At 60.5% G+C, this 14,850-nt stretch carries 15 protein-coding genes and 1 pseudogene; 7 read left to right on the forward strand and 9 right to left on the reverse strand.

What is annotated here, in order from left to right; all coding sequences use genetic code 11:
• Positions 1–8 precede the first annotated feature (8 nt).
• The gene (locus ACZY0R_RS03410; protein WP_045243004.1) at positions 9–458 is read left to right on the forward strand and encodes an Rrf2 family transcriptional regulator; all 450 of its coding nucleotides are present in this window, start codon (positions 9–11) and stop codon (positions 456–458) included.
• Between the two features lie 358 nt (positions 459–816).
• Here ACZY0R_RS03410 and ACZY0R_RS03415 read toward each other — a convergent pair whose 3' ends face one another.
• Entirely contained in the window at positions 817–1,509 is a 693-nt protein-coding gene (locus ACZY0R_RS03415; RefSeq protein ID WP_488857128.1) for an NnrU family protein, read from the reverse strand.
• A 206-nt stretch (positions 1,510–1,715) separates the two neighbouring features.
• Positions 1,716–1,880, reverse strand: a complete 165-nt coding sequence (locus ACZY0R_RS03420; RefSeq protein ID WP_488857129.1) for a hypothetical protein — start codon at positions 1,878–1,880, stop codon at positions 1,716–1,718.
• 190 nt (positions 1,881–2,070) lie between these two features.
• On the opposite strand from ACZY0R_RS03420, the gene ACZY0R_RS03425 reads away from it, so the two are divergent.
• Positions 2,071–2,355 (forward strand): transposase, encoded by a 285-nt coding sequence (locus ACZY0R_RS03425; protein WP_488857130.1) that lies wholly within the window; start codon positions 2,071–2,073, stop codon positions 2,353–2,355.
• Between the two features lie 126 nt (positions 2,356–2,481).
• Here ACZY0R_RS03425 and ACZY0R_RS03430 read toward each other — a convergent pair whose 3' ends face one another.
• Together ACZY0R_RS03430 and ACZY0R_RS03435 are read right to left on the reverse strand one after the other, a co-directional pair.
• Positions 2,482–3,261, reverse strand: a complete 780-nt coding sequence (locus ACZY0R_RS03430; protein ID WP_488857131.1) for an SDR family oxidoreductase — start codon at positions 3,259–3,261, stop codon at positions 2,482–2,484.
• Complete coding sequence (locus tag ACZY0R_RS03435) at positions 3,261–3,587, reverse strand: nuclear transport factor 2 family protein (RefSeq protein ID WP_488857132.1); 327 nt, start codon at positions 3,585–3,587, stop codon at positions 3,261–3,263. Before ACZY0R_RS03435 ends, ACZY0R_RS03430 begins: the two co-directional genes overlap by 1 nt.
• 89 nt (positions 3,588–3,676) lie before the next feature.
• Here ACZY0R_RS03435 and ACZY0R_RS03440 point away from each other — a divergent pair, with 89 nt between their 5' ends.
• Positions 3,677–4,039, forward strand: a complete 363-nt coding sequence (locus ACZY0R_RS03440) for a winged helix-turn-helix transcriptional regulator (protein ID WP_488857133.1) — start codon at positions 3,677–3,679, stop codon at positions 4,037–4,039.
• 526 nt (positions 4,040–4,565) lie between these two features.
• Here the strand turns inward: ACZY0R_RS03440 and ACZY0R_RS03445 are convergent.
• A complete protein-coding gene (locus tag ACZY0R_RS03445) occupies positions 4,566–5,987 on the reverse strand; it encodes a coniferyl aldehyde dehydrogenase (RefSeq protein WP_488857134.1) in 1,422 nt (473 codons plus the stop codon).
• 100 nt (positions 5,988–6,087) lie between these two features.
• Positions 6,088–7,548: a hypothetical protein gene (locus ACZY0R_RS03450; protein ID WP_488857135.1), complete on the reverse strand. Its 1,461-nt coding sequence runs from the start codon at positions 7,546–7,548 to the stop codon at positions 6,088–6,090.
• A gap of 137 nt (positions 7,549–7,685) precedes the next feature.
• On the opposite strand from ACZY0R_RS03450, the gene ACZY0R_RS03455 reads away from it, so the two are divergent.
• The gene (locus tag ACZY0R_RS03455; protein ID WP_488857136.1) at positions 7,686–8,396 is read left to right on the forward strand and encodes a Crp/Fnr family transcriptional regulator; all 711 of its coding nucleotides are present in this window, start codon (positions 7,686–7,688) and stop codon (positions 8,394–8,396) included.
• 239 nt (positions 8,397–8,635) lie between these two features.
• Here ACZY0R_RS03455 and ACZY0R_RS03460 read toward each other — a convergent pair whose 3' ends face one another.
• From ACZY0R_RS03460 to ACZY0R_RS03470, 3 genes are read right to left on the reverse strand one after another with little or no spacing between them, the layout of a single operon-like run.
• The gene (locus ACZY0R_RS03460) at positions 8,636–9,670 is read right to left on the reverse strand and encodes a copper resistance D family protein (RefSeq protein WP_488857137.1); all 1,035 of its coding nucleotides are present in this window, start codon (positions 9,668–9,670) and stop codon (positions 8,636–8,638) included.
• Between the two features lie 42 nt (positions 9,671–9,712).
• Positions 9,713–10,072: a copper resistance CopC family protein gene (locus ACZY0R_RS03465; RefSeq protein WP_488857138.1), complete on the reverse strand. Its 360-nt coding sequence runs from the start codon at positions 10,070–10,072 to the stop codon at positions 9,713–9,715.
• Between the two features lie 20 nt (positions 10,073–10,092).
• Positions 10,093–11,058 (reverse strand): hypothetical protein, encoded by a 966-nt coding sequence (locus ACZY0R_RS03470; RefSeq protein ID WP_488857139.1) that lies wholly within the window; start codon positions 11,056–11,058, stop codon positions 10,093–10,095.
• A 382-nt stretch (positions 11,059–11,440) separates the two neighbouring features.
• Here ACZY0R_RS03470 and ACZY0R_RS03475 point away from each other — a divergent pair, with 382 nt between their 5' ends.
• The 3 genes and pseudogenes from ACZY0R_RS03475 to ACZY0R_RS03485 form a co-directional block, all read left to right on the forward strand.
• Positions 11,441–12,526: an IS630 family transposase gene (locus ACZY0R_RS03475; RefSeq protein ID WP_488857140.1), complete on the forward strand. Its 1,086-nt coding sequence runs from the start codon at positions 11,441–11,443 to the stop codon at positions 12,524–12,526.
• A gap of 211 nt (positions 12,527–12,737) precedes the next feature.
• The gene (locus tag ACZY0R_RS03480; RefSeq protein ID WP_488859488.1) at positions 12,738–14,060 is read left to right on the forward strand and encodes an IS4 family transposase; all 1,323 of its coding nucleotides are present in this window, start codon (positions 12,738–12,740) and stop codon (positions 14,058–14,060) included.
• 68 nt (positions 14,061–14,128) lie between these two features.
• Positions 14,129–14,647 (forward strand): annotated as a pseudogene (locus ACZY0R_RS03485) (TonB-dependent receptor plug domain-containing protein); the annotation flags it as partial.
• Positions 14,648–14,850: the final 203 nt, after the last annotated feature.

A 14,850-nucleotide genomic window follows, 5' to 3' on the forward strand; every position in this document is an offset into this window, starting at 1 on the left:
GGCTTTCCATGAGCGCTAACAGCCGCTTGACCGTGGCGACCCACATCCTGGCGTGGATGGCGCTCGTCACGCGAGACAATCCTGACCCGGTCACGTCCGACAGGATCGCTGCGAGCGTCAACACTAATCCGGTGGTGATTCGTCGTACGCTCGGGCTGCTTGCAAAAGGCGGCCTTGTCGAAAGTTATCGCGGCGTCAATGCGGGATGGCGCCTGACCAGGAGTGCGGACGCAATCAGCCTGCTCGACGTGTTTGATGCACTTGAAGAGGGTGCGCACTTTGCGCTGCACCCTTCGAAGCCCAGCCAGGCGTGCCCCATCGGGCGAGGCATCGGGTCGACGCTGAGCCACGTCTATGAGTCGATCGACGATGGCGTTCGAAAGACGCTTGCCGCCACGACGATCGAAGAGGTACTTGCAGACACCCTTGCATCGCGATCGTCGAAAAAACGCGGCTGAATCCAGGTCGGTTATCTCGGGACACATCGGCCCAAAAGAATGATGGAACGAATCGTCGCTAAAGAAGCAAAGGTGAGGCAGCCGTCGCCAGATCAAGCTGAGCGGGGCGTCCGCGATACAGTGCCATGTGACAATGCGACAGAACGCCCCCAAAGGATGGCGGTCAACGCAACGCCAACCAAGACAGACCCGTCCGAGGATTCGCAGCCAGGAACCGCGCATGCGGTTGCTTCACTTCCACCTGGCGAAAAGATTGGGCGACAGAGCAACGAAGCGCGGCAGGTGCAGCTCGTTCACTGCTTGGGGGTATCGGCTGGCAACCCGCTACCGCTCCATGGAATGACAGCCCGGGCTGCGGCTACAGCCAGCGCCAGATGCCCGCGGCCCAACCGGCGAGGGGGATATGAGCCCAAGTCGCTGCGAGCCAGACGACGAGGCCGCCCAAAAGCGCGTGCAAGCCGAACCCGCCGAGCCGCGCACGGCCAGCGGCGATCGCCGCGAACGGCAGATAACTCGTCTTCGACTCCCATGCGGGCCAGAGATCGGGCTGGAGCCGCTCCTTTTTCCGGTCCTGCAGCGCGGCGCCGACGAGCGCGAGGATGACCATGGCCGCTGCGACTATGATGTTCTTGGCCACCGGGAACACCGCGACGTGGCACAGCCCCCAAAGTGCGAACGACCACATCATCGGGTGGCGCGTCACCGCGTACACGCCGCGCGCTGCTTCCGGGATCGAGCCGGGCCGACCGCCGGTGGGAAGCGCCGGGTTGCGGATCAGCGAGCCCATCAGGAGGACCGACGCGATCAGCATGACCGCGGTCACAACCGCCCAGAGGCCGTTTCCTACCGGCCATAGTGGTGCCGTCAGGGGCGCCTTTCGGTATGCCAGGATCAGCCAGCCGAGCGTCAAGACCGCAACCAGCGAATAGACGCCCTGGAACCCCGCTTCGCCAATTGCGCGGACCAAACCCCTGCGCAGCGGATGGGACAAGAGAAAGTGGCTGCCCACGAAGGCGACTGCCGCCGCCGCAACTGCGTTGGTGCTTCCCATTGGCCCGGCTCCTCAAGTCATATCGTTGGCTGACCGCATTGCCCCCAAATTCGCGAAGAGGCGTGGCCGGACTGGTTCGACGCTGCCGGCATAGACCGTACTTCGGTATGAAGGGGTCTTCATTTGGACATTTTTCGTCATGGCAATTCAAGCCGCCATAGAGTGGCTGGCATTTGCCTTTGTTCCATATCCAGTACTGAAGATTACTACTTGAGTGTCGCAAAAGCCAACTTGACCATCCCAGCATTAGCTGCTTCCCACTTCCATTTACGGTTATTGACTAACAGTGCTGGAGGGGAAAGCGCGGCGAACTTGCTTGCTGCCTTCTCCACCGCATCTTTCGCTTTCCCTTCCTTGCCGACTTCGTCCACCTTGGCATGCGTGTGCTGAACGGCCGCTTTGGATCGTTACGGCCGTTCGTCGATCCAAAAGCACAGTACGGCAATTGATGCGGCAGATGTCCTCGCCACTCGATCCCGACGACTATTGAGGCTTGCATAAATCATCACAAGCGATTCGAGTCTGACGCGTTATCTGATCAAGGCGTTGATCGGGAGTCGATTGCATGGCGGGGAAGATGGACGAAGCGACCCGAAAGCAGGTTCGCGCTGGACGAATGCTGTTAGCGAACAAGCCGATGCAGTGCAGATGGCCTTTGTCCCGCCCTACAGCCTGGACCTGAATCCTGTGGATTATCTCTGGTCCTGGCTCAAGCGGCATGCCCTGGCCAACTTCTGCCCACACTCGCTCGCTGAACTCAAAACGACCGCCCGCAATCGGCTGCGCAGCGCACAGCGGCGCGCCAACATCATTGCCGCGTGCTGGAAGCAGGCCGAGTTGTTGTGATGTCATCATTTATGCAAGCCTCAATAACAGGACATGCAATACGGCAGCGCCGACGAGGCCTGGCTGTGGCTGTCCGCCTGCCGGCAGAAATATGCGACACCGGGGAGGCAGAGCAAGCGGCTCAGATTACGCAGTCGGAACAGTTCCGCCGTCGATGACGTACTCGGTGCCGGTGATGGCGCTGGCCCGCGCGGAGACGAGGAAACCAATGAGTTCTGCCACTTCTCGGGGAGAGCATGGCCGGCCGAGAGGAATGCCCCCAAGCGAATCCATGATGATCTTGCGGGCGCCTTCGGTGTCGATGCCGCGCTGCCGGGCGATCTCAGCAACGAGACCCGCGGCGGCATCTGTCTCGACCCAGCCGGGGGAGACACGCACGACGCGAACGCCTTTCGGACTGACTTCCCTGGACAAGGCTTTGCTGTAGTTCGACAGGGCAGCTTTGGCGGCGGCATAGGCCATCGTGGCCTCCGGCAACGGTAACTGCCGCTGGATCGACGTGACGTGGATGATGACGCCCGAGCGCTGCTCGACCATCAAGGGCAACAGCGCGCGATCGATGCGCACTGCCGGGAACAGGTTCAGGCTCAATGCCTTGCTCCATTCGTCGTCGTCGAGCACCCTGAAGCCACCCGCCGGCGCAGATGAGCCACCCGCCACGTGCACGATTATATCGACGCCGCCGAGCCGTTCGAGCACGGCGTCGACAATGGTTTTACAGCCCTCTGCAGTCGTGATGTCCGCACCGATGAACCTTTCTTCGGAAAGGTCACCGGGACGCGAACGTGCCGTCGCGATGACGTTCGCGCCTGCCTCGAAAAGGTGTGCGACAACGGCTTTACCGACTCCTTTGGTCCCGCCTGTGACAAGCGCCCGAAGGCCCTGAAGTTCGGGTGCGGCGCTCATCAGTGAATCTCCAGAGACGCGATCTTGCCGCCAGCCAGGACAAACGTGTACGTCAGCTCGACCGGGCTACCGGGGAAGGCGCCCGTGATCCTGGCGCGCATCGTGACGGCGGCGCCATTCTGGGACAGGTCCAACGGCTCGACGTTGTACTGGTACCTGGCTTTGGCGTCTTTCTTCCAGGCCTGGATGGCTTCGAGCCCCTCGATAGTGCGGCCCTCGTCGCGCACCACGGCGTCGGCAGCGAAGCAGTTCGCAAGAGAGGCCGTGTCGCTGGTGGTTTCTGCGTTCAGATAGGCATCCAGTGGCGGCGGCAGGGTCATGTTCATCGGACTTTTCCTGAATGTCACGTTTGCACGTCCCAATGATGGCGCTATAGTTACCACATCGCAAGAACGCACTAAAAAGTAAGTGAGCCGTGCCCAACCGAAAAGCCTACACTCCTGCGACTGCCGCGGTCGACGTCGAAGCCGCATTCAAGCTGCTGGAAGGTCGTTGGAAGCTGGTGATCCTATTTCACCTTTTCGGCGGCCAGGTGCGGCGTTTTTCGGACCTCGAGAGGCTGATCCCCGGCATCACGCAAAAGATGCTTGCCCAGCAGTTACGCCGCCTCGAACAAGCCGGCATTGTGACGCGCACGGTCTATCACCAGGTGCCGCCGAAGGTGGACTACCGCCTGACCGATTGGGGCCAAGCGCTTTGCCCGGCACTGGATGCGATCCTGAAATGGGCAGGGCGCCGTAAAGACTTTCCATCGTCGGCGTCGAGCGTGCGTGCCTAAGGCTGACAGACCTGTTTTCCAGAATACGAATTCTGTGGGTGGTCGACGAGGTGTCTGCTGTAAGTCAACGGATGCGTTTGCATCGGTTTGGGGTGCTCTCCCAAAATTCTTTGGAATCACACGGTCGGGTCGCGCTATGGTCGGACCGCGTCAGCGATCCGCTATTTTCCGTGACGGCCGACGAGATGAAGGCCGGCACGTTATCCGCGACCGTCTCATGTTGCTCCCGGAACGGACGGTCGTAGAACTTGTCAGACCGGATCAATCGGGTCGGGAAGGGACGACTGGGTTGCAGCGGGCGGAGGTCCCTTCCCGGACAGGAACCGCCGTTGGCGCACTGCTTGCCGAATGACCGAAACGGCTGAGGAGCGGGAATCCAGGCTCTTCCCGAGGAACGTCCGATAAGCGCCTGCGGATTCAACCGGTCGATGCAACACACGTCATCGGCCGGGTTCAGGTCATTCACCTTCCTGTCCGGGAACAGCCCGGGTGGCCAAGAAAATCAGCCTCGTATTCTCCGTCTACATCACCGCGTCATGAAGGCCAGGACCCCGTCGATCAACTTGCCATACGGTGGCATCAAGAACTTCAGCGTGCTAAATGGCGCTTGGTAGAAGACCGGTCGCATCTTTGAAAAAGTTTCGAACCCTTCCCGGCCGTGATAGTGCCCCATGCCAGATTCACCTACCCCACCAAATGGCAAATCGTGTTGCCCCACGTGGAAGAGCGCATCGTTGACGGAAACACCGCCGGAGAGCACATGCTCCAATAGCATCCGTACTGTCCGCGCATCGTTGCTGAATGGATACAACGCGAGTGGACGCGGCCCGGCATTGACCGTGGTCACCACCTCCCCAAGCGACCGATAGCTGCGGATTGGCAGAATGGGACCAAAGATTTCCTGTTGCAGAAGATCAGTGTCCTGTGGCGCATTGATGACAAGATGCGGGTTGATCTTACGCGTGCGGGCGTTCCAGGCCGGCCCGGGCAAAAGAGGGATCAACACGGCACCGCGCTCATGTGCGTGGTTCAGTGCCGAAACTAGTCGCGTGAACGCACAATCGTCAATGATCGAGGTGTAGTCGGCCGTATCCATCCCCGGATATCGCGCCGGCACGATCTGCCTGGCGAGTTCGACGAAAGCATCGACTTTTGCTTCAGGCAACCATACGTGATCCACCGTCGTGCATATCTGCCCACTATTGAGCAGTTTGACGTACAGGATGCGTTCCGCGGCTTTGCGCAGTGGGAAGTCGTCGCACACAATCGCGGGGGCCTTGCCCCCCAGTTCCAACGTTACCGGACACAGGTTCCGTGCAGCCGCCGCCATTACGGCGCGTCCCGTCTGGCCGGATCCGGTGAATAGCAGGTGATCGAATGGCAATCTGGAAAACGCAATGCCAACGTCACCGGTCTCGTCAAAGAATGCCAGTTTTTCAGGTGGAAAGTAGGCAGGTATGCGATCGACCAGCAGTCGTGCCAGCGCCCGCGAGTTCTCCGACATCTTCACCATCGCGCGATTGCCGGCAGCGAAGATGTAAACCAAAGGCATCAGGCTGAGATTGACCGGGAAGTTCCATGGCACGATCACCCCAACTACGCCAAGCGGCTGTGGAATAACCCGGTTGCGTGCGCCGAAGAACAGGCGCCGATCGATGCCGCGGTATTGGGGGCGCATCCACCGTGCGAGGTCCTTCAGCGCATGATCGATGGCATCGATGACGGGGAAAATCTCCAGCAGCAGCGTCTCGTGTCGTGAGCGATTGCCATAGTCGGCACTGATCGCAGTACAAATATCATTCTTATTGGCACGGATGAAACGCCCCAGCGTTTGCAGGTCTATGCGCCGTTCGTCCAGGCCAGGCATTGGATGTGCCCGACTGGCCCGGCGCTGCAGCGCGAGGGTGGAATCGAGGGAGATGCACATTTCGGAGTCGAGTTGGTACATAGCTTATGGCGATGTCCGGAACGCACAGGGTTCCTTTGCTTTGGAGTGTGTCATCAACCGTAGCCATCATTCAGGATGGCTACGTTGACAGTGCCTCGGATCAGTGTTTGCCAGGCATGCAAGGCAGCGCAATTTCAAATGCGGACGTCGACATGTAGCGGCCCTGCGGATAGTAGTCACCCATGACTTTTCGCTCATCACCGGGGTTTTCAATCGCCTGCACGGCATGCGGGAAGTTGGACGTGCCGAGCATGTGCCTTAGTTGAACCACCGTGACGTCGGCATCCGCCGCACCGTCGCCGTCATCTGCCATCGGCAGCCAGGTGATGCCGCATACATCGATTGCATTGCGCGGACGATCCTCTTTCCGACTGACAACGATGGTGAAGAAACCATCCGGGCCCACGGGAATGTGCTCGTCATAAGCGCAAGCGTTGACCCGGGTGTTGGCAAAACCCTGGTTGGAGCACATCGACCAGTAGCGCAGATCTCCGTGACCCATGGTTGCGTCGCCGTTGTACGTTTTCGGCGTGGTAGGTGCCTTCCCGCGGATGACGAACACCTTGCCAAGTTTGCGACTGACAATGGTGCGAATGTACTGGTTGTCCAGATTCGGATAAAAGCCCCCCGTGCTCTTCTTCGAATTGGCTAACGGCTTGCCGGTATAGAGGCTGTACAGATACTCGCGGTCGTACTGGATATACCAGGTTGGTGGGTTGGTAGCCGGATAAGCCGGCTCATTCTTCGCTTTCCCCACTTCGCGCGCGGCGGCAATGAGCTCGTGGTACTTCTCCATCGGAACCGCCAGAGCGGCAGCATCCAACTGGAGCGGCTGCTTTGTCCGCAAGGCTGGGCAAGCCGCGTCGCCCTTCAACACCTTGCCGTCTGCCAACGTCAGCACTGGAACCGGCAGCCCGGCGCCGCCGGTCTCGTCTGTCCCCTTGTCACGAGCATAAATGCGGTACAGGATAACTTGCTGGCCGGCTTCATACTTGGGCGCGTGCAAGGTCGTACGCTGCTGGCCAACCTGATTCATGCCGACCGGCTGGTCGGCCGGCGGCACGCCATCAACAACCGCCAGCGAGTATCTCCGGGCTCTGGCAGTGCGTTCAGCCCCCGGCAAGAAAGGATTGATGGCGCCGGGCGCCGGTTTGATCAGATAGTCGGCCACCGATTCGACTGGCACACCGGCGCCGTCATAGCTGATCAGCGACATATAGCGCGAGTGCGGGAATTCTCCCTCCACGGACAGCTTGGCACCTTCCGGTACTGAGAACGTCGCCGCCCAATAGAAAGTACCGGCATCCGGATATGCAATATTGATGTAGGGATCAGCGCTGGCAGGGCCGCGCGACCAGAAGCAATTGCGCGGGCCGGGAATCGGGTCCTTGCCCGCGGCGACCGCCCGCGTGGATTCGGCGGCGGGTGCCGACGGCACTTGCGCGTTCGCGCTGGCAATCGCCAGCGAGCCCGCGGCACACGCCAGGGCTGTTGCGAACCACAGGTAACTTCCGCGGCAGCGGGGCGTGGCGGGTGCGATAGCGTCAGATACTTGAAACACGGCTTGTCTCCTTGTCTTGGTGCACATGGGTGCCAGGCGGGCACGGCATCGTGAGGTCGTGAGGTTTCGAGGCATGCTACATTCGGACCACTACCGCACTTGTCGCCGCGCCGACAACTCTCACAAATTTCTGCTCCATGACTGCGCCAGATACACGCCCTTCCCGCGACATTCGTCGCATACTCGCAGCCGATGCCTGGTTCGGAAACCTGCCGGAGATGTTGCAGTGCAAAATCATTGAGTACGGCACGGTGCGCAGCTTCAGCAAACGCGAGTTGATTTCGGCCCAGGAAAGTTCGCCCAAAGCAATGTGCGCTGTGCTGGAAGGGCGAGTGCGGGTCACCCGCATGCTAGCTGACGGTGAGGAGAGCCTCTACCACGTCGGCAACCCCGGCTTCTGGTTTGGGCCGCTGGCATTGATGACCAATGAGAAGACAACGACGGCTGTCATTGCTGACACGGACGCAAGACTGCTTGTGCTTTCGCGGGCGCAGTTTGAGCGGATCGTCGACGAAGATCCAACGGCCTACCGCTACTTCGCGCTGCTCATTGCGCAGCGATATGCAGGCGTCCTTCGCTATATCTCGGATACAAAACTGATGGCCCCGGAGGCTCGCGTACGCGCGAGGCTGGCGGAACTCCTGCTGTTGCAGCGTCCGCTGGTGCATCAGAGCGGTCCCGTCACCTTGAAGGTTTCGCAGGTGGATCTTGCCGCGATGATCGGTGTGTCCCGCCAGACATTGAATGAGCTCCTGAAGCAACTGGAGAAGCGCGGGCTAATCGAGATCGCGTTCCGGAGCATTCGCGTGATGGATCCGGTGCGCTTGCGGGATGAGGACGACATCTGACACGGACATTTCAGTGCCGGTTGTTTGGCTGGATGGCAGGGATCGGGTTCGACGCCGCGGCCAAAGCGGACCTACACGCTCCATCCACAGCAGCCGTCGGTGGAGGGCAATCTGAGGCGCAGGGCGTAAGAGCGGCGCCCCGCCCTCTCCTCGCGTTTTCTCGGTGATTGCGCATCACGCCTTATGTAACCAACGAAATTGTTTCCGGGTCGGCGTGCAATGGAATTCCTAGCTGCGGCTCAGCGCGCCATTTCGTGACTATGCGTGTGGTGGCTGGTTGGCATACGGCTGAGATGGCGGGGCGGCATCAGGCTGAGCAGCACAGCCACACAGATCAGAGTCCCGATCATCAATAGACCTTCCAGTCGTGCCCTTCGCACAAATTGCACGAGGGGATCGTGCCTTTTCCGTCTGCTCCTCTCCTGCGTCAGCAAGGACAACACGATCGCCCGCAGGCCCGAGGACTTGCCGTCATCAGGCAACCCGCTCGCCCAGGCCTGCAAAGACGGGATGCCGATATAGCGATTCACGGCGCCAAGCACGACAATGATTAGCACCAGTGACAACTTGATCAGCAGAACCCTGCCGTAAGCCGTTTCCCAAAATGCCGCAATACGCTGTAACTCGAGCCAGGTGTTGTAGATACCAGTCAGCGCAACCACCGCCAGCGCGGCGCCAGCGAGTGCCGACCAGCGGCGCGCCATGGCGGCGACAAGCTGGCGCCGCTCGTGCAAGCCGGCAGTGAAGGTACTGAATCCGGTGAGCGTCAGGCCGATCAGGCTGCCGCCCCAGAAAGAGACGGCCAACAGGTGGGACCAGTCCATCAGTTCATGCAGCGTGATGTCACCCCAGTCGGCTGCATGGCCGGACAAGCTTCTGCTGGCGGCGATCAGGCAAGCGGCCGCCAGCATCGCGACCGAGATGGCTGGTGAACCGAGGCGAGGCCTGGTTCGCCAGCCCAGCCAAAGCATCAGCAACGCAACAGGACGAAGCAGCCACACTCGCCCGAAATGGGTTTTGAATAAGACTGTCGGCAACATCGGGGCGACTTCCGCGAGCGGCCGTGCGCTCATTTCCATGGCGCGCCGGATCAGCTCACCGAGACTGCTCAGCGTGAGCATGGCGAGGCAGATACCAAGGAGCCACCAGAGTGGCTGAAGAAAGGCGGCGGAAGGTTGGAGCATCTCGCCCCTGAACGAGACAACCCAAATACGGAACCCCAGCACGCCGATACATATGGCGAGCGCCAGCAGGTCGGCTGCGGTGACGATCATGCTGCCAACACCTGCCACTGACATTGAATGGTCCATGGTCGTCTATCGCCCCACCGTGAACGTGTAGTCCCCTTCCGTGGCGTGCCCGTCGCGCGCGATCACGCGCCAGAAGACATGGTAGACGCCGGGAGGAAGAGGCGGTAGCCGTGCTTCGAGCAGGCGCGCCTGATCGGCATTGACCTGCCCAGGATCCCGATTAACTTGCCGTCCCTGGGCGTCCAGCACGCGCAGGGTGCTGAATGCCGGCTCCAGGTCGGCGTCAAACCAGATGCGAACCTGGCTGGGGAGACTGCCGGTCACCGCACCGACACGCGGCTCGGCTTGCTCGGGGAATGCATGCGGCACTGCTGCTTGAGACCCAAGCAGCCCCAGGAGCGCGGCAATCGCCAGGCTGGTTCTCATTTGTCCGGGTTTCGTTCAGGTCAGGGGAAGATCGGTTTCCCGATACCCTTGGGAAACATGTCATCCAGAAACCAGTGGAATTGAAGGAACGCGCCGACGTCATGACCGGACCGCCTGTTGAGCGGAATGGCCACTTCGAGGGCGACCTGCATGTATTTGCCAAACCACATGACACCCGGATTCACGGTACCGGTCGTCTGGCCGGAACAAGCACCGCTCAGGCAGGTTTTCACCGGAACCTCGATCAGCATGATCATGCGGTTGAACGGCGCGCCCAAGCCGACATCTCTTACGTAGGTCTGGAGATATTGCAGACTGTACTGAACGGTAAAGCCCCAGTTCAGCCGATCGGGCTCCGAGCGTCGCGTGGGCAGTTCAGGCGCGACAATTCCGGTGATTGCCAGGGGACGCAAATATTTCATCCCGTCCGGCAGATCGCCAAAGCCTTTGCCATAGAAGATGGCAGGCGAAATGGTGGAGAAGGACTCCGCTCCGACCCGGCTGCTGCCGGTGCCACCGAGGTCGGCATCGACGCCCACGGAGACAATCGCTTCATGCTCGGCATTCCTGATCACCTGGTACTTGATTCCAAGCCCAAGGTTATCGAATCCATTCTGCGCCACTGTCCCGTCATCAGGCCTGACGCGCTTGTAGGCAGCGCCTAGCGATATACCGAGATCAGGTGTGATGCGCTTGCTCAGTTCGGTGGCAAACGTTGTCGTATGGGCCCCGGACGTAGCCGCGGGCGGTCCAGCTTCGTCACCGCCTCCCGCTCCGCTGGCGCTTTCCTCTTGTGGGAGCTTGCGGTGACCGACCACAAAGCTCGCTTCGTCGGCCACAAAGGGATCGTCAACCGTGATGGTGGCGGGTAAAAAGCGCTTGCCGATGACACCGTGAGCATGGATGTGGGAGCTGAACAATCCGAGGGCGGTGCCTGCAGCGATCAACAAGGCAAGGGCCAGGTCTTGGCTTGCAATAGTCTTCATATCGGACTGGCCTCGATGTTTAGAAGAGTCAGTGCGCGCTGCCTCTTGACACTGTAGGCGAGCCGCTACAGCGCGCAAGCTCGATGTGCGGCCGCCGATCGCAAGTAAGGCTTGGGACTCGGGTCGTGGGTAAGCGAGCCCAGCGCCGGAACGGGAAAGAATGCAGATGGATTCGTCAGCAAAGTGATTGTGGCTGCCCTCGCGCGCTGACTTGCAGATCATGCCCTGCCGATGGCGGTAGTCGCCCCAAATCCGCGCGCCGCGGTGCTATATCGCAGCCGCCGGCGGCGGGCCGGCGCCTAGTGTCCTGCGTCAGAAATTCATTGCATTATTGACACTACGTAGTAGTCTGCGTTGAAGGCACGCAAACGGCGAGGCGGTGATGAGAGGAAGACCAAAGGCGGAACTTGTGTTGAGTGCGGTCGAACGTGAGCAACTCAAGGCGCTGACGATGCGGCGCAAGACGGCACAGGCGTTGGCCTTACGCGCGCGCATTGTGCTGGCTAGCGCTGAAGGCTTGGACAACAAGACCGTCGCGGCAAGGCAGCGTGTCACTCAGCAAACCGTATCGAAATGGCGTGCGCGCTACGTGGCACATCGGCTCGATGGACTGCTCGATGCACCGCGACCAGGGGCACCGAGGACCATCGGTGATGCACAGGTGGATGCGATTATTGCCCAGACGCTCGAATCCGTGCCAGCCGGCGCCACCCACTGGAGCACGCGGAGTATGGCTCGCGCGGCGAATCTATCGCCGTCGACCGTGACGCGTATCTGGCGTGCCTTTGGACTGCAGCCTCATCGACAGGAGACCTTCAAGCTCTCCACCGACCCATTGTTCGTGGAGAAGGTGCGCGATATCGTGGGGTTGTACCTCGACCCACCGCTCAAGGCCATGGTGTTGTGCGTTGACGAGAAGAGCCAGATCCAAGCACTGGACCGTACGCAGCCCATCTTGCCGCTGGCGCCAGGCCTCCCCGAGCGACGCACGCACGACTACATGCGCCATGGCACGACAACGTTGTTCGCTGCGCTGGACATTGCCACAGGAGAAGTTATCGGTGAATTGCATCGCAGGCATCGCAGCAGTGAATTCCTGCAGTTTCTACGCACGATCGAAGCCAACGTGCCACCCACGCTCGATGTGCATCTCGTCATGGACAACTACGGCACGCACAAGACGCCGTCGATCAAGGCTTGGTTCGCTCGCCATCCGCGCTTCCATGTTCATTTCACACCGACCTCTGCCTCATGGATCAATCAGGTGGAGCGCTGGTTTGCGACCATCACTGAACAATACATTCGCCGCGGCACGCATCGCTCAACCCGACAACTTGAGCAAGCCATCCGCCAATACCTTGACCTGAACAACGCCAACCCCAAGCCTTTCGTGTGGACGAAGTCTGCCGATGACATCTTCGCCAGCATCAAGCGATTTTGTCTACGAATTTCTGGCGCAGGACACTAGAATGGCGGCGCTCGTTCTTGGCGCAGCGCGGCCAATACCGGAGGGCGCATGCCGCGCGAGCCACAAAAAAGGCAACAGGGTTTTACAGTCACCCCTTTCAAGGTGACGAAAATTAGGGCACCCTCCGTGTTCTCGAACAGAAGCTGGAGTCAATGGCGTGGTACTGGACGCAGTGGTGGAACGCTTTCTCGAACACAGCCCGATCAGCATGATGGCGCGCCTGGGGTTGCAACGCGCCCTTGATCCGGCCTGGATCAACGAGTTGTTCGAGCAAGAGCGTGAAACGCAGTACACGCGGGAGTTATTGTTCTCGACGACGGTGGAAATCATGTCGCTGGTCGCCGTGGGGCTGCGCCCGTCGGTGCATGCGGCAGCCAAGGCCAGTCCGGCACTGCCGGTTTCCATCACCGCGCTGTATGACAAGCTCAGCCGGACCGAGCCGGGGCTGGTTCGTGCGCTGGTGCAAGGCAGTGCGCAGCGGTTGGGGCCGGTCGTGCAACCGATGTTGCGCAAGCAGCCACCATCGGTGAATGGCTATCGCCTGCGCATCGTGGATGGCAGCCATTTGCCGGCGAGCGAAAAGCGCCTGAAACCATTGCGGGGGTTTCGGGGTGCGGCCTTGCCAGGGCAGTCATTGGTGGTCTATGACCCGGACACGGCGATGATCGTCGATCTGGTGCCCTGTGAAGATGCGCATGCCCAGGAGCGGGCCATCATGGAAATCCTGCTCGCATCGGCCCAGCCGGCCGAACTGTGGATCGCCGATCGCAACTTCAGCACCCGGGCGATTCTTGCCGGGTGGCAGCGTCGCGGCAGCGCCTTCATCGTGCGGGAGCACGGCCGCAATCCGAGCCCCAGCGAGCTGGAGCCGTTACGCGAAATGGGCCGGGTCGAAACCGGCATCGTGTACGAGCAAGCGGTCAGTATCCCAGATGAATCGAACGCGCCGCTGGTGCTGCGGCGCATCGAGCTGCGTCTGGATGGCGCCACCGAGGATGGTGACACCGTCATCCGCCTGCTGACCAATGTCCCGGCCGCCCATCTGACGGCCGAGGCAGTCGCCCGGCTATACCGGCGACGCTGGAGCATAGAGAATTTGTTTCAGCGGCTGGAATCGGTGCTCAATAGTGAGATTCGTTCGTTGAGCCAACCGCGCGCGGCGCTGCTGGCCTTCGGCGTGGCGGCGCTCGCGTATAACGTACTGAGCGTGATTGCGACTGCGGTGAGAATCCGGCATGAGCTGGATACCGGCGACATCGAGCTCTCACCGTATTACCTCGTCAGCGAAATCCGGGCAACTTATGCCGGCATGATGATCGCAGTGCCGCCCGAGGTGTGGCAGGCCTATGACCTCCTCACCCCAGCTCAGCTCGGTCGCGAGTTGATCAAGATGGCGACGCACGTTGATCCCCGCGCGATGCGCAAACATACGCGCGGACCGAAGGCGCCGAAGAAGAAAGGCTATGTGGCCGGATGCGTAGCACGGCGGCATGTTTCTACCGCCCGTGTCATCAAGGCTGGACGTGTCGTCTAATCACCTTGAAAGGGGTGGGTTTTACAGTGAAGAGAAATCGCATTGCGCTGGCCGCCTCGGCAGCGCTGATGGGGCCAGGCTTTCCCGGCGCGCAGGTCGCTGCTCCCGAGCCGCTTCAGGAGGTGGTGGTCTCCGCCAAATCCGACCGCGGCGAAGCGTCGGCCGTGCCGCCGAATACGCCGTCGCCGTCCTATGGCATCAGCAGCGCCTGGATGGCGGACTTCAATGTGGTGAACCCAGAGGACGCGCTGAAATACGCGCCCAATCTCGCGGTGCGCAAGCGCTTCATTGGCGATATCAAATCGATCATCTCGGTGCGCAGCACCAGCTCGCGCCAGTCGGCCCGAGGCCTGGTCTATGCGGACGGGCTGCTCCTGTCCAATCTGCTGGGTTCGGATTTCACGTTTCCGCCGCGTTGGTCGCTGGTCAACGCCGCCGGGGTCAAGCGCGTCGACGTGCTGTATGGCCCGTACTCGGCGTTGTATCCAGGCAATTCGCTGGGTGCGACGGTGCTGATTTCCACCCGCACCCCTGAAAAATTCGAGGGCGATGCCAGTGTCCAGCTATTTACCCAGCGCTTCGGCCTGTAGAAGGGCTATCACACGAACGCTCACCTCGGTCGATATACGAACAGTTCCAAGTTGGATGAACATAGTTCTACGTTGAGTGAATCTCGACAACGGCTCGCCACCTGAACCCAGCCTTAACTATACGAACAGTTCCAAGTTGGATGAACATAGTTCTACGTTGAGTGAATCTCGACAACGGCTCGCCACCTGAACCCAGCCTT

The organism is Cupriavidus sp. F041, from assembly GCF_057814235.1.

Bases quoted from the DNA above. Each gene is read 5' to 3' on its own strand.
- ACZY0R_RS03410 (WP_045243004.1), top strand. From the start codon at position 9: ATGAGCGCTAACAGCCGCTTGACCGTGGCGACCCACATCCTGGCGTGG.
- ACZY0R_RS03415 (WP_488857128.1), bottom strand. From the start codon at position 1,509: ATGGGAAGCACCAACGCAGTTGCGGCGGCGGCAGTCGCCTTCGTGGGC.
- ACZY0R_RS03430 (WP_488857131.1), bottom strand. From the start codon at position 3,261: ATGAGCGCCGCACCCGAACTTCAGGGCCTTCGGGCGCTTGTCACAGGC.
- ACZY0R_RS03435 (WP_488857132.1), bottom strand. From the start codon at position 3,587: ATGAACATGACCCTGCCGCCGCCACTGGATGCCTATCTGAACGCAGAA.
- ACZY0R_RS03445 (WP_488857134.1), bottom strand. From the start codon at position 5,987: ATGTACCAACTCGACTCCGAAATGTGCATCTCCCTCGATTCCACCCTC.
- ACZY0R_RS03455 (WP_488857136.1), top strand. From the start codon at position 7,686: ATGACTGCGCCAGATACACGCCCTTCCCGCGACATTCGTCGCATACTC.
- ACZY0R_RS03460 (WP_488857137.1), bottom strand. From the start codon at position 9,670: ATGATCGTCACCGCAGCCGACCTGCTGGCGCTCGCCATATGTATCGGC.
- ACZY0R_RS03465 (WP_488857138.1), bottom strand. From the start codon at position 10,072: ATGAGAACCAGCCTGGCGATTGCCGCGCTCCTGGGGCTGCTTGGGTCT.
- ACZY0R_RS03470 (WP_488857139.1), bottom strand. From the start codon at position 11,058: ATGAAGACTATTGCAAGCCAAGACCTGGCCCTTGCCTTGTTGATCGCT.
- ACZY0R_RS03475 (WP_488857140.1), top strand. From the start codon at position 11,441: ATGAGAGGAAGACCAAAGGCGGAACTTGTGTTGAGTGCGGTCGAACGT.
- ACZY0R_RS03480 (WP_488859488.1), top strand. From the start codon at position 12,738: ATGGCGCGCCTGGGGTTGCAACGCGCCCTTGATCCGGCCTGGATCAAC.